At 31.6% G+C, this 24538-nt stretch carries 17 protein-coding genes and 2 pseudogenes; 5 read left to right on the plus strand and 14 right to left on the minus strand.

The features are described 5' to 3' along the window. Positions 1-42: 42 nt before the first annotated feature. The 7 genes and pseudogenes from DN392_RS16850 to vanR-A form a co-directional block, all read right to left on the minus strand. Positions 43-1479, minus strand: coding sequence for an MBL fold metallo-hydrolase (locus DN392_RS16850; RefSeq protein WP_000925294.1), 1437 nt, complete (start codon positions 1477-1479; stop codon positions 43-45). 66 nt (positions 1480-1545) lie between these two features. Then, positions 1546-2745, minus strand: a complete 1200-nt coding sequence (locus DN392_RS16855) for an FAD/NAD(P)-binding oxidoreductase (protein WP_088321589.1) — start codon at positions 2743-2745, stop codon at positions 1546-1548. A 549-nt stretch (positions 2746-3294) separates the two neighbouring features. Beyond that, the gene (locus tag DN392_RS16865) at positions 3295-4278 is read right to left on the minus strand and encodes a glycerophosphodiester phosphodiesterase family protein (RefSeq protein ID WP_088058022.1); all 984 of its coding nucleotides are present in this window, start codon (positions 4276-4278) and stop codon (positions 3295-3297) included. 294 nt (positions 4279-4572) lie between these two features. After that, positions 4573-5211, minus strand: coding sequence for a VanZ family protein (locus DN392_RS16870; protein ID WP_048561045.1), 639 nt, complete (start codon positions 5209-5211; stop codon positions 4573-4575). A 56-nt stretch (positions 5212-5267) separates the two neighbouring features. Beyond that, positions 5268-5510: pseudogene (locus DN392_RS31240) on the minus strand (D-Ala-D-Ala carboxypeptidase VanY); the annotation flags it as partial. A gap of 622 nt (positions 5511-6132) precedes the next feature. Next, on the minus strand, positions 6133-7287 hold the full coding sequence (gene vanS / locus DN392_RS16880) for a vancomycin resistance histidine kinase VanS (protein ID WP_061672042.1): 1155 nt from the start codon (positions 7285-7287) through the stop codon (positions 6133-6135). Continuing rightward, the gene (gene vanR-A, locus DN392_RS16885; RefSeq protein ID WP_048561049.1) at positions 7271-7966 is read right to left on the minus strand and encodes a vancomycin resistance response regulator transcription factor VanR-A; all 696 of its coding nucleotides are present in this window, start codon (positions 7964-7966) and stop codon (positions 7271-7273) included. Before vanR-A ends, vanS begins: the two co-directional genes overlap by 17 nt. 100 nt (positions 7967-8066) lie before the next feature. Between vanR-A and DN392_RS31245 the strand changes: the two are divergent. After that, positions 8067-8198: pseudogene (locus DN392_RS31245) on the plus strand (Tn3 family transposase); the annotation flags it as partial. A gap of 426 nt (positions 8199-8624) precedes the next feature. Here DN392_RS31245 and DN392_RS16895 read toward each other — a convergent pair. From DN392_RS16895 to DN392_RS16920, 6 genes are all read right to left on the minus strand, one after another. Next, positions 8625-10607, minus strand: coding sequence for a serine hydrolase domain-containing protein (locus DN392_RS16895; protein WP_088321600.1), 1983 nt, complete (start codon positions 10605-10607; stop codon positions 8625-8627). A 398-nt stretch (positions 10608-11005) separates the two neighbouring features. Next, positions 11006-11218 carry a DUF2164 family protein gene (locus DN392_RS16900; protein ID WP_000511538.1) on the minus strand — a complete coding sequence of 71 codons (213 nt, stop codon included), beginning with the start codon at positions 11216-11218 and terminating at the stop codon, positions 11006-11008. A gap of 302 nt (positions 11219-11520) precedes the next feature. Next, positions 11521-12723, minus strand: coding sequence for an MFS transporter (locus DN392_RS16905; RefSeq protein ID WP_001238649.1), 1203 nt, complete (start codon positions 12721-12723; stop codon positions 11521-11523). A gap of 74 nt (positions 12724-12797) precedes the next feature. Beyond that, the gene (locus DN392_RS16910; protein WP_001020532.1) at positions 12798-13847 is read right to left on the minus strand and encodes a Gfo/Idh/MocA family protein; all 1050 of its coding nucleotides are present in this window, start codon (positions 13845-13847) and stop codon (positions 12798-12800) included. Positions 13848-13864: 17 nt separating this feature from the next. Further along, positions 13865-14725 (minus strand): HAD-IIB family hydrolase, encoded by an 861-nt coding sequence (locus tag DN392_RS16915; RefSeq protein WP_000028126.1) that lies wholly within the window; start codon positions 14723-14725, stop codon positions 13865-13867. Next, complete coding sequence (locus DN392_RS16920) at positions 14712-16037, minus strand: DegT/DnrJ/EryC1/StrS aminotransferase family protein (RefSeq protein WP_000855155.1); 1326 nt, start codon at positions 16035-16037, stop codon at positions 14712-14714. Before DN392_RS16920 ends, DN392_RS16915 begins: the two co-directional genes overlap by 14 nt. 98 nt (positions 16038-16135) lie before the next feature. On the opposite strand from DN392_RS16920, the gene DN392_RS16925 reads away from it, so the two are divergent. From DN392_RS16925 to DN392_RS16935, 3 genes are all read left to right on the plus strand, one after another. Further along, positions 16136-17125, plus strand: a complete 990-nt coding sequence (locus DN392_RS16925; protein ID WP_000256376.1) for a LacI family DNA-binding transcriptional regulator — start codon at positions 16136-16138, stop codon at positions 17123-17125. A 591-nt stretch (positions 17126-17716) separates the two neighbouring features. After that, complete coding sequence (locus tag DN392_RS16930) at positions 17717-18286, plus strand: hypothetical protein (protein ID WP_064056232.1); 570 nt, start codon at positions 17717-17719, stop codon at positions 18284-18286. Between the two features lie 424 nt (positions 18287-18710). Then, a complete protein-coding gene (locus tag DN392_RS16935; protein ID WP_001033587.1) occupies positions 18711-20126 on the plus strand; it encodes a phosphatidylinositol-specific phospholipase C in 1416 nt (471 codons plus the stop codon). Positions 20127-20263: 137 nt separating this feature from the next. On the opposite strand, the gene DN392_RS16940 is transcribed toward DN392_RS16935, so the two are convergent. After that, positions 20264-21640 (minus strand): lytic polysaccharide monooxygenase, encoded by a 1377-nt coding sequence (locus tag DN392_RS16940; protein WP_088321590.1) that lies wholly within the window; start codon positions 21638-21640, stop codon positions 20264-20266. A gap of 1327 nt (positions 21641-22967) precedes the next feature. Here DN392_RS16940 and DN392_RS16945 point away from each other — a divergent pair. Continuing rightward, the gene (locus DN392_RS16945; protein WP_001204203.1) at positions 22968-24011 is read left to right on the plus strand and encodes a Fic family protein; all 1044 of its coding nucleotides are present in this window, start codon (positions 22968-22970) and stop codon (positions 24009-24011) included. Positions 24012-24538: the final 527 nt, after the last annotated feature.

Consider the following 24538-nt stretch of genomic DNA (forward strand, 5'->3'; position numbering starts at 1 on the left):
CCGCAATTTTCCTTATCGGATAAATTAATAAAATTTATTTCCCTACACATTGCGATTACATGTTTTATAAGGAAGCTCTTCTTTTTGCCATGCAAGAAATCCTCCCTTTAAATTCACTACTTCCTTTATACCTGCTCTTTGTAAAATACTAGCTGCTATAGCGGAACGCAATCCGGTTCGACATTGTAAAACTATTGGGCAATCTTTTGGTATACAATCTAGCTGCTTAAATAGATTTCCTAAAGGGATATGTATTGCATCATGAAGATGTCCTTCCTCCCACTCTTTTTTACTACGCACGTCGATTAACTTAACACTTCCACCTTTTATATGCGGATATAATTCGATTGATGTGTCTTCTTTGTAACTTTCTAATCTATTCAATCTTTGTATTACCTTTACAGGTACAAAAGCAATAATATTATCTAGCCCAATAGATTCAAAGTCTCTAATAACTTCCTCCACTCTAACCTTTTCCTCATCTAGAATGATTAAAGTTTCTGTTTTATAATCTAGTAACCATCCACACCAAGTTGTAAAGGAATTGTTATAAGGTATGTTAATTGATTTCTCAATGTGACCAGAAGCAAAACTCTCTACATCCCTTATATCAACTATTTGCTGAACGCTCGTCATAACTTCTTGAAGTTTTTCTACTGTTTTAATAGCAATAACATCTCTCTTCTTACGATTTGGAGGACCAGACTTATTTAAATTCTTCATTAATGAAAAATACTTTGGAGGCTCTGGCTGTCCCGTCAATAAAGTCGATACAAAATCACTTTCTTCATTACACTGAAATGCCCAATTGAACATCTTTTCATAACCTAATGTAGAAGTTGGAATTGCTCCTAATGCTTTTCCACATGCGCTTCCTGCACCATGTGATGGCCATATTTGCAAATAATCAGGGAGTATTTTTATTTTTTGTATAGAATTAAATAATTGTTTCGCTCCTATTTTTGCAGTATTTTTCATACCTACAGCAGTTTCTAATAAATCAGGTCTTCCTATATCTCCTACAAATATAAAATCACCTGTGAATATTCCCATCGGCTTATCATTTGTATAATTATTTTGACTTGTATCAGTTACTAAAAAAGAAATACTTTCAGGCGTATGCCCTGGAGTGTGAATTACATTAAATTTTATATGACCTATTTTAAACTCTGTGCCCTCTTTAACCAATTTGTATCGACCTTCGTTAAGATATTGATATTTCCAATCACAATTTCCTTCATCAGATACATATAACTTTGCATGATAAAGATTAGAAAGTTCTCTAGACCCAGAAAGAAAATCTGCATGAATGTGAGTTTCAGCCACAGCAATTAATTCCATTCCCTCTTTCTTAGCAAATTCTATATATTGTTCTATATAACGACCTGGATCAATTACAATTGCTACGCCTTCCTTCTGACAACCGACCAAATAGGAAGCATGTGCTAATTTTTCATCATAAAAATATTTTAAAAGCATAGCTATTCCCTCCAAATAGTTATTTCAAATTACTTTTCCATTTGTATAACTGCTTTCTATCTTCTCCTATAGCATCCCTTTCAACATAAAATTCCAATACATATAGGGCAACATATATCTTTTAAGTAAAAACATACTATATCGTTCTTTCGCTTGATTAAACGGAAATGTTTCTTGAGGCTCATGTTCATAGTTAAATTCAGCGAGTATAAGACTTTTATAACCTGTAACAATCGGACAGGATGTATATCCATCATATTTAGCATGCAAGTCTCTTCCGTTAAGTACGTCCTTAATATTTTGTTTTAAGACAGGTATTTGTTTTCGAATTGCCGCTCCAGTTTTAGAGGTGGGTAAATTGGTACAATCTCCAAGTCCGAAAATATTCTTATACTGTACATGCTGCAAAGTATAAGGGCTTATATCTACCCACCCCTGAGAATCACTTATCTCACTCTCTTTAATAAAATTAGGTGGCCCCATTGGTGGAACAACATGGATCATACTGTATGGTACAGTTTCTCTTTTCAGTGTTTGCGTATCTTCAAAAATTGCTTCTCTTTTTTCGGCAATAATTTCTACTAAGTTTTTATTATAATTCGTTATAATTTGCTTTCTTTCTAGTACTTGTTCTAATGTATTAGCATAACGTGGAACCTGAAATATATTAGCGTTCGCCGTATAAAACATTACTTCACTTTTGTTTCTTACACCGCTATTAGAAAAATACTCTTCTGCTAAATACATAATCTTTTGTGGAGCACCACCGCATTTAATTGGAGTGTTTGGGTGGGTAAAAACTGCATTTCCTCCTTTAAATTTTTCAATTTCTCTCCAAGTAGAATCAACATATTTATAAGAGTAATTGCTACAAACCCCATTAGTCCCAATAGACTCCTTTAAGCCTTTAATGCCGTCCCAATTTATTTGTATACCGGCTGCTACAATAAGTATTTCATACTCAATCAGCAGTCCATCATCTAAAAGTAGCTTATTTTCTTCCGGAAACAACTTAACGACACTTTTAGGAATCCACGTTGCACCTTTTGGAATAAGCAATTCTTGATCACGCATCGTACTTTCCTTTGAAACAATTCCTCCCCCCACTAAACTCCATAGTGGTTGAAAATAATGTTTTTTTGATGGATCAATAATTGCTATACTTTCTTTCAATAGGGGTACATTTCGTAACAAATGTGCAGTAGAAGATATTCCTGCAGTCCCAGCACCAATTACAATAATTTTATAACGATCTCTGGTCTTCATTATCCTCTTCCCATCTAAATTTGATTTTTAAAATAACTAGTTCGCAGCCGTATTTTCATTGTATTAACATTATTATAAGTTAAAAACACCACCCTTTTATCTGACTTAAATGAAAATTCCGTTAACATTACCATCAATTTTACTTTATGCGTAAATCCCCTATGCTACTTCCATCTTTTCTATTTCTCAATGCTAGTCTTTGTCCTATCTTACTTTAATTACAATTTCTCTCTACGCTCAGATCTATCTTTATCTCCTTTTTCCAAGAAAGTGCTTGTTCTAGGCCGTCTTCACCATTCACTTCATAGCTTATTTTCCAAGCTCTAATCGTTCCAGAATTAACAGAAAACTTTGTCGTAATGTCAGCTATTGAATGATAACCATCTTATAAAATAAGTTCCATTCATCCAAAAAACACCCCTGATTTCCATTATTCATAGGAAATCAGGGGTGTTTTTCGGTATATAAACCTTTAAAATTATTAATAAGTCTTCTTTTAAAATATAAATGGTTAAACAGATGAAAAAACTTCGACTGTTATATTATCCCTTATTTCTTAAATACAGGTGCTATTTTATCAATGCGATTTGTCCAAATTCCACCTGTATAATCTTCAGGAAGGCGTTTTATATCTTCAGATGAGTCAAATCCACTTGAAAACCCAAACCCATTTCCTCCTACAATGATAACTCGAGTATTTGCTTTATCCATTCGATTAAGAAAACGATTTGGCCATCCCCAAAGCCAAGGAGCCACTTTGTCTGGTATATGTAATTCTCCATGCTTCAGGCTTGAAGGTATGTAGCCAGTCCACCCTAATGCCATATAAGTAATAAGATCTTTTTTCATGGTCGCTTTTGACATTGTTCGTAAACTAGGGATGCGCTCTTTTATCGCAGCAATTGGTTTATCGCCACCATATACAGTTAGTTGATCAAGGCGCTTCGCTGGTAATTTCTTGAGGTGAGTAGCCAATTGAATTCCTTCATTTTCATCATCACTTTTAATATGAATAAGAAAAGAACGGTCTGGAAAATGGGTAAGTACTTCATCAAGTGTTGGCATAAGATTAATCCCTTTGCCACGAAACGGGAATGTTTTACCCCCATCAGCTGTATAACCGTAACCAATATCAAGTGCTTGTAATTCTTTTGTTGTAAAATCTCTTGTAACACCTTTACCATTAGTACGGCAATCAAGAGTCCAGTCATGAAAAATAACAAAATTATTATCTTTAGTTGGTTGAACATCAAACTCTACTAGATCAGCTCCAGCTTTAAATGCCGCTTCCATAGATGGAATTGTATTTTCTAAATAAGAATGTTCAGGTTTATTTATACGTTCTGCTGTACATGTATCACTCTCAATCTCTTCCATGCTAAATGTTTGCGAAAGTCCTCGGTGAGCAAGAAGAAGAGGAATTCCATCGTCCCTCTTAGCAAAAAAAGAACTGTTATTTACATAAACAAATACGAATAGGATAAGAATTATCCAAGTCGTTTTACGTTTCAATATCCTTTTTAGTTTGTTCATTGTATGCTCCTCTTAAATTTTGGTTGAAATGCCTTAAATAATTTTCGGCATTTAAATACTGGTAAATATTAAAGCCTATCTTTTTTTTTTACAATGGATATAATTGTTAATTAAAGGCTAGTACTTTGATATAAAACGGGAGGAATAGAAATCAATTCAATAACCACTCAACTTTCAGTAAGAATAGTTTTGAAAAATTTCTATGAGAATTTAATATAAATGGGTATATGTAATATCCTATTATTTAAGAATCAATTTGCTATATGTATATTATCTGACAGTATCTTAATCACCTTATTGAAGGATTAGAGGCCGTCTAAATAAAACTGGATAATAAATCAACATCATACCTATAAATGAGCAAACTAAATAAAAAATAGCCTCGTATTTTATTACTAGAGAAATATTATTATCAATCTTTTTTTCATCTCTTTTATATATCATTTTGAATAATACTCTATATAATAAATACCCAATAATTGCTCCCAGGGTATTCATAGATAAATCATCAATATCTGTAATTCTATTATCTAGCAATTGACCTAACTCAATAGCCAATGAAAAACCGAATCCAGCATAGGCAGCACTTTTCATTGTTCTAAACTGCGGCCAAATAGTCGGCAATAAAAAACCTAATGGCATAAACAGTAAAATGTTTAAGACATAAGTAGTCATACCTTCAGAAGCAAATGGAATCAAGTTAATTTGATTTGCACGAATTAATGTTTCGTATCTACCTATGTCCCATATAGTCCCTATCTGCGTTACCTTATACACTAGTGAAAGGTAGAATAGAAAAACATACACCCATACAAAATGTTGAATAGATATATTTTTTTTCGTTTTAAAATAAAATCCAATTTGAAACACTATACAAAAAATAATAGTAAAAAAATAAGTATATAAATAATTAATCAAAACTCCTGAATGCATTTAAAATCTCCTAACTTTACATTGTAATCTATAACTTTGTCATTTTAGAATATAATTCAAGCACGGGTGGTCACAATCACCCCATCTATATTATTTCCAGATATTTCACGAAATTCATTTACTGGTATTTCAACGTCAATTGTCTTGTTTTGAAAAAAGGGATAATATGAAATCGTATATTTTTTTCCATCAATGCTTGCTGAAATACTCTCTTCTTCTTTTAAATAATACAGGTATTCTTCCAAGGCTATATTCATTTTTTGCATAATCGTACTGTGAGGCAAACCGACATAGCGAATAGGCTATTTACTGTTAATTAAGAGCAAATTCCCTTGATAGAACTGTTCTTTTACAATCTCTTTCTTTTGAATAATTGAGGTAGTCCCTGTATTATCTATGTTATCTTTGTGATTTTGATCATATTTTTGTACCTCTACTTTATTCTGAAAAAACAGTGCTTTATTTATGAAAGCAAAACCTAAGAAAAATAACAATAAAAAACACTACTTCTTCATTTTCAGCTTCCTCCTTAAGTAAATGACTTGATGATGATGTCACGCTGATTCAGCGCTGAAGATTTCGGATATGTAACTCTTAACGATTACTTTCTGCAAAGCGAAGCTATATCTATGTGGATACTCTGTTCAGTGGTGTTCAGGTACATCCAAAACAGCAGATTGCTCATTTGACACAATTCGTTAAAAGGAAAAGAAATATTTGTGTCACTCTTTTTCTAAACATTTGAGCTATTTTAATCCACGCATAAGTTATCATATCTTTCTTTGACGAAATAAAAAAAGCTCGTTCTTATGGTTTAAGTCTACCGCATAAGAACGAGCCATTTTTTAATATTAAATTGTTAATTTCCTAAGAAAAAGTAGAGATAACCTTAAGAATTCCTTAAGAAACAATGATTATTTTCTATGAACACTCTTTATCAACCAAGTCTTGAAAGGCTGGAAGCTCTACCGTGAATGTCGTAGAGTTATCATTACTTTCCGCGTAAATCTGTCCACCATGCTGAACAATGATTTCTTTTGCAATCGCCAATCCAAGTCCCGCGCCGCCCGTATCAGAAGAACGGGCATCATCCAATCTGTAAAACTTTTCAAATATGTTAGCGAGTTTATCTTTTGGGATGTATCCAGCGTTCTCGAAAACGATAGATACCACATCCTCGGATAGGCCCGCCTTAATGTCAATAACGCTGTCGTCCTTGCTGTATGCAGTGGCGTTTTTCAAAATATTGTTAAAGACCCTCGCTAGCTTATCAGGGTCACCAAATACGGTCAAATCTTCAGAAGCATGGAGTACCACCTGTTTTCCCTTCGCGGCAAGCTGGGGATAAAATTCATCAGTCATTTGCACCAACATATAATATAGATCTATATGTTGGTGCGTGAGCGTAATCGTTTGAAGGTTATATCGCGTAATTTCAAAAAACTCGTCAATTAGCTGTTCCAGGCGATACGCTTTTTCTAACGTGATACGCACATATTTTGCCTTTTGCTCTCTTGGCATGTCTGGTGCCTCGTCAAGCAGGATTAGATAACCGATAACTGATGTAAGAGGCGTTTTAATATCGTGTGCCAAGTACATAACAACTTCATTTTTTCTTTGTTCGGCCAGCTTTGCATCATGCTCTCGCTTTTCAAGGGTTCGCTTTAACGTGTTGAGCTTCTGTTCCATGAACTCCATTTCCGCAGAAAGCTCAATTTGTTTATCTTCGTTCTGAATAAGTATATCAATACCGGTATTTATCTCTTCAAAGTATTTTACAAATTTTAAAAGCATAACTCGGCATAGAATAAGAATACTAATGGCAACCGCCACATAAATAAAAATTTCTATATTGTTCCGTATAGTATACTGATATATTATCATTGCGTCCCAACGCTCTAAATGATAACTGTTTTCCAAAAAACGTACGATCCACTCCCCAAGTGTCCCTTGGATAAATAGACGTAAAAACAGCACAAATACAACTGCTGCCATGACAATCGTAAGGATATATTGGTAGAGTTTCCGTTTTAATTTTGAATAATCGATTTTTTTATTTTTATTTTTCAATTTTATAGCCGATCCCCCATACCGTTTTTATATACTTCGGATTATCAGCCGTGTCGTTCATCTTTTCTCGCAGATGTCGGATATGCACGGTGATAGTGTTATTACTCTTGCTGAAATATTCGTCACCCCATATCTCATGAAACAGCTGCTCAGAGCTAACCACATTTCCCTTGTTTTCACAGAGGATACGCAGGATTGAAAACTCGGTGGGAGTGAGAGATAACGGTTTCTCGTTCAGAGAACACTCATGCGTGCTTATATTAATAACAAGACCAGAGTGGACGATAACATTCTCGTTCTGTGCCGTTACTCCATTGTATTTTTTATACCGGCGTAACTGCGCTTTGACTCGCGCAATTAACTCTAGTGGACGAAAAGGCTTTGTAATATAATCATCCGCGCCAATTGTTAGCCCAGTAATTTTATCTACTTCTGTATCTTTCGCTGTCAACATGATAATTGGATAGGTATGCTTTTCTCTTATTTTTTGACAGATAGTGAGACCACTTACGTCGGGAAGCATAATGTCCAATATTGCAAGGTCAATCGCATTCTTGTCTATACATTCCAACGCTTCTTTAGCAGTATAGTATTTGAAAACTGTATAATTCTCGTTTTTCAAGTATAGCTCAACCAAATCGGCAATTTCACGTTCATCTTCCACAATAAGTACTTTATCACTCATGATTACCAATCCTCCTTTATGGATGTGCTTTTCTCAATCGGAATCTTTTCTGAATAACGAGCCTATCATACCTATTACACCAAGTAAAGTCATATTGCTGTATACAGACACAGTCGGTTACACAAAATAGATTTTCGGATTTACCCATTTATTGGGGTTTAATTTTACGCCAAGAATAAGAGATCTATCGGACTCAAAATTATTTACAATAGTCAAAGCAATATACTCTCCCTTTAGAAAAAAGAACAATTTCGTCTTAAATTGACTTTGCATAATCTTAACTTGATAGCAATGTTTGCGCTATTTCAAAATACTAAAATCTCCTTCAAAAAAAGAAAGGCGGTAACGAATGTATTACTGTGACCTGGCTTGGACTGAATTCCCTTGTTATAGGTTTTTATATTATTATTATTATTAATAACGGTACATGAAATTATTAATAATAATATAAAAAAAGCTCCCCTGAAAGGAGCTCCTTACATTACAAAACACTTATGAAATCCTTCTAATTACAGCTACACTTAAGATTTGGAGTATGCTTATAACTCCGCCACCTCTATTTGTTACGAATAATCATTGGTCAAAGATTATTCTTTTTCTGTGTATTATTTCAAGCTCTTTAGATCTTCTCTCTTTGTGAAATTTATCTCAAAACAAATTAACTAGATAATAAAACGTAAAATAATAATGCAGCTGCCTCTTGCCGTTTCATACTTTGTTTTGATAGATAATCTGCTGATCCATCTTCATTATATATAACCTCAGGCCCTACTAAACGATGACCTACAATGTTTTTCACGGATTCTATTGCCCATTCATCAGTTTCTCCCTTTAATGTTGCATCTGCAGATGGCGCTCCTAACATTTTTAAATACTGCCAGGTAATCCATGCTGCTTCTTGTCTAGTAATTGCACGGTCTGGATGGAATTGTTCCCCTTCTTTTTCATATAAAATACCAATTTCATATAACTTTTGAATATGTGGTGCATATGGATGATTTTTCACATCAGAAAACACTGGTTCTTTTTTTGAAGGTGGCGTAAAGTAAGCAATTTGAGATAACCAATATGCAAATTCTGCTCGTGTAAGAGAAGATTCTGGAGTGAAATTCCCCTCCTTATTTGCTTGTAATACCTCGTATTGATGTAAAGGATTTATAAACTTAGCATATGGATGATTTTCATCTACGTCTTTAAATCTCTCAGGCTCACTTAGCTTCACCGCTGAACTACCAGAGTTCCAATGTATCATTTCTTTCACGGTACCATCTTTGTGAAGTTTAAACGCCATATAATTCCCTTTTTCATCCTCAAATAGTAAAGGGTCTATTTGTTTTAGCTCCTGTTTACCATATGCTTTATCACTTACATATAATTTTCCTTCACTTATGTTTACATGTGACATTAGGTTTTTTAATCTCAAATCTCGGTAAACCCCTTCAAATTTCTTTAATTCTTCTTCATTAGGGTTTAAATATTCAGGTTTTGTTTTCTCTGGGAAATATTGATTCATAAAATCATCAAATACTTCAACAGGTAGTGCTGAACTATCTTTATTTGTAACAACAAAAACTCCAATTTTATGCTCTGGAATTAACCACATTAAAGATGAAAAACCTGGTATATTTCCACCTTTACCAAACACATATTGCCCATTATGACTTTGCGGTGAAAAGAACTCAAATCCGTATGTCATATTAGGGTATTTGGGATGTAAAGCAAATTTTGTTTTTTGCATATCTTCTACAGTTTCTTTTTGTAGTATTTGGTTATTTTTAAATTTACCATCATTCAATTGAGCAATCATGAAATTGGCTACATCACTCCCTGTAGAAAACATACTCCCTTGTGGCATATCTGTTGGTCTTGTTTGATAAAATGGGATGGCATTACCTTTAGCATCATATCCTGTTGCTAACTTTTCTTTAATAAAATTAGTCATAACAAAACTGCTATTATGCATTTCTAAAGGGTAAAAAATATTTTTGGCCATATATTTGTAAAAAGGTGTGTTTGTCAGATTTTGAACAATATACCCTTGAAGCATAGAAGCAAAATTATCATATGTATATGTATCTCCTGGCTTTCTCACTACTGTGGGCATATTATCCTCTACATAATCTTTAAGCATTGTGTAATCATTATCTTGATAATGGATGTCCTCTGGTCTAGGGTCTACGTAATCAAACCCTGTTGTATGGGTAAGTAAATGCTCCATTGTAACTGGTTCACCCATGTTATTTTGGTACTTTAGTCCCCCCATATAATTTAATATATCTTTATTTAAATCAATTTTCCCTTGTTCAACTAATTGCATGACAGCACTAGCAGTAAAAACTTTTGATATTGACGCTAATCGAAAAACTGTTTTTTTAGGATCGATGGGAGTATTCTTTTCTTTATCGGAAAATCCGAACCCCTTTTGAAATAGAATTTGATTATCCTTTACAACGACAAGAGCTACACCAGCTGCGTTTTCTTTTTTCATTTTTTCTAGAATTACTTTATTGGTGAATGCTTCTACATCTTTAGGATTTAATGTTATAGGTGCAACGGTTTTGGCTTTTGAATAATTGCTTCCCAGAAAAACTAACAAAAAACAAACACTTACAGCTACTAACCTTTGAAAATAATTTTTCATTCTTTTTTTCCTATTCCCCAAATTAATTCCCCCTTTAATAATAGATTTATTGATTATTCAGCCATAGGTTAACCAACCATATTCTACCATTATATAGGTATTTTTTCTAATTTTATTTCAATTCTGTCATTTATTAACTACTCTCCTTTGGAATTAGTTCATATATATCATTAGGTTTTATTTATAGTAAATGATATAGCATACAAAAATGTGTGACAGTCTTTAATGTAGACTTTCATCGACAGGTTTTTCATAACATCCTATATGAAGAAAACACCCATCCTTTATAATCAATACATTTGGATGAGTGTTTTGTAACGCATTACTTATTCTATTCTTACTGGCTATTAAGATATCTAAAATGATATCTTATTATTTCAATTTTTATTTAAATTCTATTAACTGTATATATCTTTTTCTATATTCTTTAACAACATTTCTAACCTATCCCTAGTAACTTGATTAAAATGTGGATTTAATTCCTTTATTATGAATTCAAGTAACTCATAGCTTATGTATTCACCCAATTTCAGTGAATACTGTTCAGCTAAAAAAGACTTTAATTTTTTAGAGATATCAATCTTATCCTTTTTACTAATCTTTATCCCCATTCGATAACAAACCCCTCTTAGATTAATCTTACATGCTAATCAAAATAATTTTTTAATATTTATGAAACTTTGCTGTTTACTACCTTATTAGATATACAACAAGGTAGCCTATTCATGTCATAATATTCAATCACCTGAGAACTAGTCACTGTTGCTTATCATTTTTATTTTCGAAGTACCTCTGATGTATATATTACACATTACAATATACAAAACAAAGCCCAAATACGGAACTTTTAACTTTATCAATTTTTTTAGAGACTTCACATAAAATTACCTTTTTCATATTATAAAAAATTTTTCTATAAATTTTTCATACTTTCTACCTTTTTGGCACTTTCATTACTATAAGTTGAAATTTTCCTCATTTTTAAAATAATACAGCCTAGACTCAATGCAAAAAGAGAAAATATCCCAAAAGTAACAGTGATAGTATTTAATGATAGACTCCAGCTAATTAGGAAAGATACTAATGCCCCCCCTAAACTGGCCGATGCAATAAATAGACTAGTCACTTGATCAATATTATTTTCCATAATATAGGAAGCTAAGATTAATGTTATTGGAAAAACACCCGCTATAACTAAACCAATAATAAAGATGATAAACAAGTACATACCTGCACCTCGAACAAAGGGAAATAAAGATAAAAGAATTACTAATGTAAAGCAACTAGATGTAATGTATGTCCAATAATTAAATTTATGGGCTAGCTTACTTACAAGTATTCTTCCTATAACTATTGCTAGCCAAAAACAAGATATACTTACTGAACTGATTAATTCATTATTGGTAAGAAGCATTATTGTAGATAAAAAATTTGCAAGATTAGTTTCTATGCCTGCATATAAGAATGCAAAAAGTGAAATAAATAATATAACTGTAATCTTTTCACTTTTAAATTTCAGAGTGAATGAGGAAAGGGATGCTCCTCCCTTTTCATTATTTTGAGGAGAAAAATTTAGAAATTTTGTACGTCCAAGCATGTACCAAACAAATAGTGTAAAAATAAAGAATAGTAATATCCCATAAGGAATAAAATACCATTCATAAAATTTTGTAATATAATTAACTAGTAACGGAAACCCTAGCGCCCCAACCCCAAACCATACTTCGAGAATACTAAATTTAGCAGCACTATTCCTTTCTGCTGAAATAATAAAGGAACCCACCGTAGTTTCTAACAAACCTGCTCCATAGCCTAATACAAAACAAATAACGGCTAAATATGCCCATTCTTTAATATATATAAAACCTCCTAGGACGATGGACATTACTAAAACACCTAATGTTATTGTTTTAAAATAATGATACTTTCTTACTAGTATGGGTGAACTTAGAACACCAAATAAAAAACCCGTAAATTGAAAAAATATTAAAACACCTAATTGATCAGGAGTTTTTCCATAATATTGTATTAATGAAGGAATTAAACTACCTATACAAACATGTATTATTCCTACAATAAAATAAAACAAGCAACCATAATAAAACATTAACCGCATCTTTTCTCAACTCCAATCCAAAATAAAAACAGGGATTTAAGTAAAAGTTTTAAACCCCTGTTTTTACCATAAAACTAAATAGTTGCTACAGATCGTTCTTTATTACTACTGCTTTTATCAAAAAACATATCCAATATTACTTGTGAACGAAATCCATCTTCAAATGTTGCTACAGACTTATTTGGTCCACCTTCCGCAGCATTAGCCCATTCTATAATTTCACTTCTAAAAGAATCAGACCATTCAAAAATCTCGTTTTCTGGATCGACTAGTAAAGGTAATGGTAACGGGATTTCATGTTTTTCCAATCCATCAAAGAGTATATATTTATTTGGCTCTTTAGAAGAATACTTATATTCTTTCTTCGTACCTATTACCTCTATACTAAAACCACAATCGTCAAGAAATGAACTTTTAGATGTTGTAATATTAACAAAAACCTTATTTTTCAATTGGCCATAAACCTCAGCATAGTCATCAACAAAAACTGGTTTGCTTTCTTTTTCCTTAACATTTGTTTTAATTTTAGTACGAACGGTATCCTCTCTAAAATCACTCTCAAATAAAAACCATAGTAAATCTATTAGATGAATTCCCAAATCTCCCAAGGCCCCACTAGTTCTATTACTTTGAAAATCATCTCGCCAAGTAAACGAAGTTCTCCTAAAAGCGCTATTCTTTTTAAAATGCAACCTTACCACTACTATTTCCCCTAATTCTTCATTTTGAATTAATTGTTTTAAAGCCTTAACATAAGATAGATAGCGATAGTTAAACCCCATTGAAGCTACTAAATTAGTATTTTTTGCTATTGCCATCATGTATTTTGCTTCTTCACAAGAAATAGCCATTGGCTTTTCACATAACACATGCTTATTTTTTAATAACGCTTGAACTGCTTGAGATTTATGACAAAAATTCGGGGAAGATATTATTACCCCATCAACTACTTCTAGTAACTCTTCATAGCTATTAAAAACCTTCCCACCAAAATCCCCTATCAATTTATCGGCATTCTCATAATTAACATCATACACTCCAACTAATTTACAATTATCAACAGTTGATAATGCTCTAGAATGAGCTCTTGCAATACTTCCTGCACCTATAATTCCAATATTCATTATATGAACATCCCCTTTTAATTAATAATGTGCTTTAGAGTATTTAAAATTCCAATCGAGTATTCACCTTGAGCTAACATTGAGTGTATTTTTTTAGCCTCTTCTGTTGCATTTTCTACTAAATAACCATGTCTTACAGCTTGTAGCATTCTTAAATCATTCCCACTATCTCCAAAAGCTATTGCATTTGTTTTATCTAGTTCGTACTTGTCTAAAATAAATTTCACTATCTCATCTTTACCTGTTCCAAGTGGAATAAAATCTACATCATAGCAATTTTCTGGATCACCAGCTAATGGATTACATTTGTTAATATTAACTCCAACTTGGAATACTTCTCCGATTTCTTCTATCTTTTCTAAATTCTTTGCATCAATAAATTCATTTTGCTCTTCATAATAAAAATTAAATTTGTACTTAGAACTTCCTAATTGTGTCTGAGGTCTTAAAAAAATTTCATATTTTATTTCTAGCAATTTGATAATTCTTTCAATCTTCGAAGAATCAAATCCACCCTCTATAATTCTGTCTTCCCAAATTTGATCATCTATAGTAGTCCCATTACTCTCAAAGTACGTTATTTCTGTACCTAATCCACTCGCCACAAAATGAGGAAAATACTGAATACCACCCTTTTTCATTTTTTCAACAATTGATTCTAAACTACTTCCCGTTACCCAACCAATTACTATATTCCCTTTACTTCCGTGTTCATACAAATACTTTTCTAACAATTTCATATTGCTTCTTTTAGAATCATCCATGTTATGAGGATAATAAGTTTCATCAAAATCACAGAACACTACATATTTCGGGTTTTTAACCTGTGGTAGTCTTTCAAAATTTAAAGACTTTAAAACTTCATTACTTATTGACATTGAATAATCCCTCCAAAACGAAATTTTGCTCTTCTAACATCATATTTGGATGTAAAGGTAGATGTAATATTTCTTTATGAACTTGCTCTGTATTTACCATATTATTCTGCAAATCATTTTCCTTTACCCACTTGGTATTTTGTTTATGAGATAATACTGGATAATAAATATCTGTTTCAATGTTATACAATTGGTACAATTTATTTTTCAACTCGTCTCTTCTTCCATTTTCAATTCTAATCGGAAAAAGGTGCCAGACATTATCTTCTGTCATCATAGGTAGTTTTATTAATTCTCTATCCTCTAAATCCTTTAACTCACGAATATATCGTTGAGCTAAATACGCTCTTTTTAAATTGTTGTATGATAAATACTTAATCCTTTCCAAACCAATAGCTGCTTGCAAATTATCAATTTTAGAATTGAATCCAAAGTCTAATACCTTTTTATTTTTTTTATCAATTTCAAATCCATGATAACTATATTGATTGCAACGTATTGCAAGAGTTTCATTATCGGTAACTATTGCACCAGCCTTACCACATACACCAAAATTCTTATATGGGTTAAAACTAAGAACAATAATATCTCCATATTCTCCAAGATTTGAAGAACCAATAGCTTGACATGCATCTTCAATAACTCTTAATTGATATATATCCGCGATTTCACGAATTTTTTTCATTTCACATTGTTTACCATACAAATGTACAGGCAAAATGCATTTAGTTTTTTGGGTTATAGCTTCTTCGATTTTAGACGGATCAATACAATAACTCTTCTGATCTATATCTACAAATATAGGTTTTGCTCCGACCGCTAACACAGCATTTTCAGTAGCAGCAAAACTATTAGCTGGCATAATTACTTCATCCCCCGGCTGGATACCAATAGATAACAATGACACCATAAGAGCATCTGTACCACTACTTGTTGCAATTACAAACTTTTTATTTAAATAACTTCCGATTACTTCTTCTAGTTTTTTTGAAAATGGTCCACTTGTAAATTGGCCTGTCGGTAAAACATCTTTTAAAACTCCTATAATTTTTTCAACCTCATCTTGAGAAATCAACCGATTAACTGGCATAAATTCTATTTTCTGTATATTTTTTCTGCTATAATTGAAAATATCTTTGTCTATATCAATATCTATTTTCAATTTATTTTCCCTAAATAATTTCTCTTTCATCCTGTGATTCGGTAATATATTACTAATTTCAAATTCTTTTTCTTTTGTTTCCCCCTGTAGGCACTTTAATAAAGCTAAATTGTCTTTACTATGTCCAGAAATTGTAGTAAGAGTTTTCACGTTAAATCACCTCTAAGAAATTATTTTGAAAATCATGAGTAGACTATATTTTATGTTATCGATTACATGTCAACATTTTTTTTACGGAGGGTTTCTCTATGGTAACAATTAATGAAATAGCTAAATTATGTAATGTATCAAATGCTACGGTTTCAAGAGTTCTAAATAATCATCCTTATGTAAATTCAGAAAAACGTGAGAAAATAATAAAAGTAATGCAAGAATTCAACTATACTCCTAGTTCTATTGCTAGGAATCTTAGAATAAATAAGACACAAACCATTGCACTATCAATTCCAAATATAGATCATCCCTTTTTCGGAAAATTAGCTAGAGAAATTTCTAAAGAATTATTAAAGCATAATTACAAATTGCTAATTTATCAGACTTTTTATGAGAAAAAAATTGAACTTGAATTACTTTCCTTACTAAAGAATAAGGCTGTAGATGGTGTAATTCTCGCATCCCTAGAAAATAGTTGGGAAAATATAGAGCATTATTTAGCATATGGGCCCATAATACTTTGTAATGAGTATGAGGAAAATGCACCTATTCCAATAATTTGTTACGATGAATTTGAAGCTGGATACAAAGCTGTTAAACATTTAATAAGTAAAGGTCATAAAAAAATTGGCTTTTGTTTTGATTCTCTTAATAGTCAAGCACAATTAAAACGCCAACAAGGTTATCTGCATGCCTTAAAAGAAAAACAATTACCATTCAATAAAAAATGGCTATTTGGAGATGCAATTACTATTAATGATGGGTTTAGAATTTTTGAGAAGCTAGATAAATTAAAAGATAAACCTACTGCATTATTTACAGGAAATGATCAAGTTGCTGCTGGAGTTATTAAAGGAGCTACTATTAAAGGGTATTCTATTCCAACTGACTTAGCTGTTTGTGGTTATGATAATCAATTAATTTGTACAGTTACAACCCCAACAATTAGTACTATTGATATTCCAATTGTTAAACTGAGTAAACGTACCGTTAACGAGATACTACTATATATAAATACAGATGAATCTATTAAACGTAAAATTATTGAATATCCTACAAACTTAATTATCCGTGAATCGACATAATTAAAACAAAAGTTTCTTCTTAAACTTATCTAATAAATAAAAATAAAAAGAGGACGTAAATAATAATGCGTCCTCTTTTTATATCAAATTAAAATAATCCATCAAAATGCTTTTCACGAAGCTAGATAGATAATGTTTTTAAGAAAGATAACAACTTACATATTAGCTGTTACAATAGGTGGTATCACATAATTCACACCTATTACAAGCATTACATATCACTCATATTCCGATACCCTTTTTAGATATATAGAATAATAAAAAAATGTGAAATTTTATATTATTATGTAAGACATTTGATATCAAATATATTACATTCACTATGAAATTAGTTTATTTATAGGATTTCTATAGATAAACAAGGTACTAAATTGACTCTTAAGTAGTCATTATCATTACATTTGTCGGAAAATTGAAAAAATATGTGTAGATAGATATCATTGTGAATGAATATATAATTAATTTTAATTTCCTGACATAATTTCACATAATTCTTAAACTAGTTTTTTGCGTGCATTATGAAATAAAATATTGCATCGTGTCAGTCTTTAAAAGATTATATATCATAACTTTAAGGGAGGAAGGAAAACTATGAAAATGAAAAGAAAAATCATGATGACGACAGCACTTGCAGCTACATTAGCTACAGGTGCACTACCGACTACATCGGTGTTGGCTGCAGAAAAAGAGGCTCCTATCCAACAAAAAGAGGAACAAGTGAGTATTCAACCATTAGCACAAAATAATTTAGAAACAGCTGTTAATGCTGCCTTAAATGGTCCAGAAGTCAAAAAAATAAAAGTGTTTGAGCATGAATTTAACGTAAAAGAAATAGAAGTAGTAAATCTAGGTGCAGGAAAAAAATATGTTAAGGGACAAATTTCACATCATTTAAGTTTCCGTCCAGATGATCAATTTTATTATGAGTTTACTGTGCAAGATGGAAAAGTAGTAGATAAGCCTGTATTTAATATTGATAGAGGTGGTTGGACACCATTTGCTGCTCCGCTTTTATCAATTCTTGCTGCGTATAATGGGATTCCAGTTAATCCAAATGATTTAAATGCACTTGGTCAACAGATTGGAAAAGTTATAGATGGAAGCTGGGAACATGCAGCCCAATCTATCGCAACTGTAGTTAGTTTAAGTTTTAATGAGTAGAATTTTTAAATTTTTTATTAGCCTTGCAGAGGCCCATTTTTCGTAGGTAGCCTTGTTATAAGAGATTCTGAAACAGCTATAAATAGATTTTTACCACTCAGTCACATTATCTTGATTTGTTAACCACCTTATCATTCATTATATGTCACAAAATAGAAGTCTTTTTTAAGACTTCTGTTTTGTTTGTATACAGTACCGCGGAAAATTTGTTTTTCACCTATCTATGCTTCTATTCTTTAAGAATCCGTTTGGCTATTAGATACAATTTATTACAACAAACTATTAAAGTCTCAAGTAAATTACTACCTCTATTTTTAATTTTTTCAATCACAAAAATTCATTACTTTAAGAATGAAAACAATAAATATAATAAAAAATCATTTTATTTTATTGTATCTATTATTTAAAAGTCAGGAGAGATAAAATGAACAAAATAAAAATGAGAAATTTCTTTAAAATTAGCATACTCACATGTTTTACACTAGCAAGTTTAAGTACACCATCTCCTATTTTAGCTGATAGTCATCCAGGTTATTCCTATGAATCCAATATAGGATATCAAAATCCATCGTGGATGTCGAAAGTAGAAGATTCAACAAAACTAAGTAAAATATCTATTCCAGGGACTCACGGTACAATGGCTTTACATGGAGCAAGTTTTCTTGATGAAAATTTGACAAGAAATCAAACTATGAGTCTACCCCAACAATTAAATTCTGGAATTCGATATGTAGATATGCGTGTTAAACGTGTAAAAGATTCTTTTGCAATGTACCATGGGATTGTAAATCAAAAAGCAATGTTTGAAGATGTATTAAAAGAGGCAATTCAATTTTTAAAAGATCATCCTACAGAAACAATTTTAATGCGCTTAAAAGAAGAAACTACTCCTGAAAGCGGCTCACTATCATTTGAAGAAATACTTAAAAAATACAAAGACCTTAATTCCTCCTATTTTTGGGATTCAAGTTCTGTACCAACTTCAAAAAGAAATAATCCTACTCTAGGCGATATCCGAGGGCAAATTGTAATCTTACAAAACTTTACAGCCTCTCAGCAATATGGCATTAATTACGATAGCTTAAATATACAAGATACATTTGAAATTGAAAACGGACCAGACGGAATGTATGAAAAATGGAATGCGGTGAAAACCCACCTTCAAAATACAAATAATAATTTTAACAATGATAAAATCTATCTTAACCATTTTAGTGGCACAGGTGGTGCAGCCGCATTTTTAAATAATGTATATCCTTGGTTTGTTGCAAGTGGAAAAGAGAACAGAAATACTGATAGTAGTCCTAAGTTGATTCAAACGAATCTCACTAATGCGTGGAGTGATTTCCCCCGCGATAGAAATGGACAAGTATATTATGGTGGTATGAATACACTTGGGACCGAACTCTTGCAACAAGGTGGAATTAAACATTCTGGTATCATCGCAGCTGACTTTCCTGGGCCAGGTTTAATTGACAATATCATTAAATTAAATGGTATACATTTGAATGAAAAAGAAATATTAATTTCGCAGATTTCATCCGAATCTAGCCCTTTATCCGGACAAAAAAACCGATCCAGTCAAAACTTTAAAATTGATAGTTTACCTGTAGGTACTAAGGAATTAAAATGGGTTATTGAGCCTTCAGAAAAAGATCATCCTTCTACTATTTCTTTCAATGTAATGATTGATGTTTCCCTAGGTACAGATTCTACTCGTTGGAAAAATATTTCACATGGATCTAGGACTGAAGCTTACACGAATACTAAATATTATATTGCAAGTCCAATTGGTGCCACTAACAAATTTACAGTGAAAATATACGCTATTACAAATTAGAAAATAAAGAATCCCAATGGAATTCCATTGGGATTCTTTAATAATTTCATTTCGTATATGTTGAGATGGAGATTAAAAACTTCACCCCTGTTTCGGTATTGCACATAGAATTAGTGATAACTACCCTTCCCCGCTTATCATTTATTCAAAACTGGCTTCCAAAGCGATAGGGCAAAAATCCAATTTGAGTCGCCATTTCCTTGATGATTTTGAACCGCTTCATACACTTTTCCTTCATGTACTACTCTATCACCTTTAGTATATGCCTTTCTTGCATCCCATTTTTCATATGTGGAATCCTCTGACTTTGTCGTTACATTCAAAACATCACTTCTACTAGATTCATTTCCAGCTAAATCAACCGCCGTCACTACATACTTATACGATGTATTAGTCTTCAAATCTTTATCCATAAAGGATGTATTATCAGCTGCCCCAATTTTATTCATAACCCCAGCGCTTTCTCTATATACAATATAATGGTCAACACCTACATTATCTTCAGACGGACTCCACATCAAATCAACAGTTGTCGCTGTTTTACTCATACTATGTAATCCTTTCGGTTGAGTCGGAGCTTCTGTATCTGGAGTTTCATTTGTTGTCTTAACCTTTAGTTTTTCACTTTCTTTTGATATGTTTCCAGCAGAGTCTAATGCCTTTATAGTATAGGTATATTCCGCATTTGCTTTTAGTTTTTTATCAGTAAAAGTTGTACCTGGTACCGTATCAATTACTTCTCCATTGCGTAACACTTGATATTCTTTTACACCTATATTATCAGTAGAGGCCTTCCATGTTAGTGCAACACTATTGGCAGAAACTTTAGACGCATTTAATCCAGTTGGTTGACTTGGAGCTACTGTATCGGGAGTTTCATTATTTACTAGATTTACATCAATTACATTATAAAACGCATTTGACGTATCTGCTACATCCCATACAGCTAAAATAACATGATAACCATTTCGATCAGTTGGTACATTAATTGTATGTGTTAAATTATTTGATGCGGCCGAACCGTCATGGTTCACAGTTCCAATTGGTTCTAATTCAGCACGTGTTAATGGTTTATTAGGATCCCATCCCTTTTTTGTAATGTAATAATGCCATTTACTTGTAGAATGTGCCGCTGTATATTTCCATGTAAATGTATTTGCTCCATCCATAATCGTATTTTTAAACCAGCGATTTGATGTTTGTTGGTCAAGAATTCCTCCAAATAGTCCTCCTGCCGAAGCGATTTTCCCATCAATCGGTCCACCATCTGGGAATCCTTTAGGTGCTTCTAGGCTTTGAGGCTCGTACATTATATTTCCACAATTTAAATTCAATGCTCCATAATTCTGACTACATAAAGCAGCACGACTGCTTGGCTTTTCAACAAATCCATGTGCATACGCACTTTGAGGAATCATTGTAATAGCCGTCATCCCTGCAGCTAAAACACAAGCACCAATTCCTTTTTTACTTTTTCTTAATCTTTCAAATTTAGATGTAAATTTCAAATTCATTCTTGTCCCCCCCAATATATTATTGTTATCGCTAATATAATAGCAATATAAAGATAAACGAACAAATTACTAGTAAATATACTAATATCACTCATACATTGTTACATTTATTATTATTTTTAATCTCATATAAAAATAAAATAAATACAATAACTCTATTTTGTAACATTATGTATTAATAGAGGAATAAAATCCTTATATTATTTCACAAAAAATTCAAATATTAATTTAAAGAATTATATTTACCCTCATGCTGAAAAAATACAATTTTAAAGTAAAAAAGTCTGGAAGAAGCTGATTAAATCAGTCTCCTCCAGACTTCACACTTCTACTATACAACATACATACAAGTCATTTCCAAGGCTAAATTCACACATATTTTCTAAACCCGAAAAAACACAATAAATAATCTGTTTATATTCAAATGGTGAATGCACACAAACCCTTTAATCTTAGATACATATTCCTATAAAATACCTCTAGATATCCAACTTAACTTTATAGTACTTGTGAATAGTCATCTTCTACCCTGTGAATCCTTACTTTAAACAAATCATCTAGAGATTGATAATGTAAGGTAAAAAAGAGAATTGACAATCCAATTCCCCCTTAACATCCTATTAATTTATTATATGATTTTTACCTAATAAGGTACAGGAACAAACAAAAAACTTCAGTGTGATTGCAATTATTATAAATATAAACGTTTTTAGGGTGAAACGTTTAAAGGGTACTTTACTGAATTGTTATTAACTGCTCCTGTACCTAGTATTTAATTTAACTTATGTCAATATATTTTACAATACAAGTGTTAAACGTTACATATTTCTATATTTAATGATACATTTCATCAATATAGCCCCCTAATCTTTAGGCTAAATATAGAAATTTAGGCTCGTTAGGATTTAATTGTGGAATTCTCATCATTGCAAATGAATTGATTAGGCACATAACTGTCACAAATTAATTACTTATCTATTTTTTCAACTATGAAAATTTTATTACCAATTCAATATTTACTCTTAAACTAAAACACATTTATACCTACAATTAATTTATTATCTTTCAAAAGAGTCGATAGTTTTATATTTTTTATTTTTTTATTGTACATTTGTACATTTGATGTTAGGATTATGCCTATTAAAATTGAATCCTAACGATTCTTCTTTATAATTTCTATATTTTAAATACCAAATAAAAATATAGATTCTGAAACACGATCAAAATCAGAACAAAAATGTCGTTATTTTACAATGATGTCGTGGAATACCTTTAGAATGGAAAGATACATGCAACAACGTGTTAAGGGGTTACAGGGGGAACAAAAATGAGAGACTTTTTTGATGATAAGTATAAAAATATTGAATTAAAAAGGAGGTTAATAAATTTAATAAGTGACATTAGCGAGTTCAAAGGAAAATTAGCTGCTTATCAGGAACAAAACCCTGACATATTTAATAATTTAGAAAAAACTATACCACTACATTACATAAAAAATTTCACAACTATTTATGAAGATGTAAAAGTTCCTAATAAAAGATTAAAAGAGCTTATTTTAGATGATATAGTACCTCAAAATATTTCAGAAGATGCTATTTTTTGTTATTATCAAACACTTTCTTTTGTACATAAAAACTCCTGTACTTTATTAATTAATCCAGCAACTATACAGGAATTGCATTTTCAACTAATACATTACATTACCTCGGACAGTGCCAAATGGCGTGAAAAACCTTTTATTATTCCAGGAATTCCAGAACATGGAATGCACTTGAATAGTTACCGCATTCTTCCGCATGAACTTATTCCACAGTTTATGGAGCAATTATGTGATCAATACAACTCATTAAATACTAGTAAGGGGCTACATTCACTTTTATTAATAGCTCGTTTTATATTAAATTTTTATTGCATAGTCCCTTTCAATCAAGGTAATAACAGGCTGGCATTTATGTTAATGCAATTGCTGTTAATTAAGAGTGGACATACATTTGTAAAATATGTATGTTTGGATAAATATATTAAGAAACATGAATCTGATTATTACAATTCGATTTATAAATCTTCGGTGAATTGGTACTGCGAGGAACATAATAATAGCTTTTGGTTAAAAACGTTTTTAACAATTATATTAGAGGCTTACAAAGATCTTCATAACACAGTTCTAGATTCTATATGTAAACATACTAAAGTTGAGAGAATCCAGGATTTTATACTTAAACAAAAACAACCCTTTACTAAGGAAAGTATTCGTAACACTTATCCAGACATTGCAGAGAGTACAATCAGTAAGGCTTTAAATTCCTTGCAATTATTTGGCCATATTAAGCTAGTTACAAAAGGACGAAACGCAACGTGGATTAAAATTTGACCATACTTTCAAGATACCTGAGGTTCAAAAATTCAATTATAACTTTATCATTGAATTTCATGACTTTGAACTCATATTCATTGAATTTCACTTTAATTTTTAGCTATTATTACTTTTTTAGTTATTTCTAATTCCAACAAGATATTTTATAGGAAAAGGTCCGCTTTCCTCCGCCTTTTCCTATAAAAAAATTAGATATAAACATAAAATAATTGTCGAAAAAAGTCGTATTTTAATATTTTTTCTTTATTTTCTAGTTGTAAACGCTTCAATTTCATGTTAACATCTTAATCAAACAATAGATGGTAATAAAAATGAAAATATTTCTTTCCCTTAGAAACATATAAACGTACGGTACTATCAAGAAAATAAGGCCAAAGAAATATTTGATACTTACCAAAATAACCAATAAGAATTTTGTTGCGCTTATTTTTCTGATAATTAAGAAAACTCATTTTGTCCCTAAACAAAATTTATTAGCACGCAAAATTCAAATACACTAGAACACCCAAATAAATGAAATGTCC

It is taken from the genome of Bacillus sp. BB51/4 (genome assembly GCF_008368845.1).
In the GTDB taxonomy this organism is placed as follows: domain Bacteria; phylum Bacillota; class Bacilli; order Bacillales; family Bacillaceae_G; genus Bacillus_A; species Bacillus_A wiedmannii.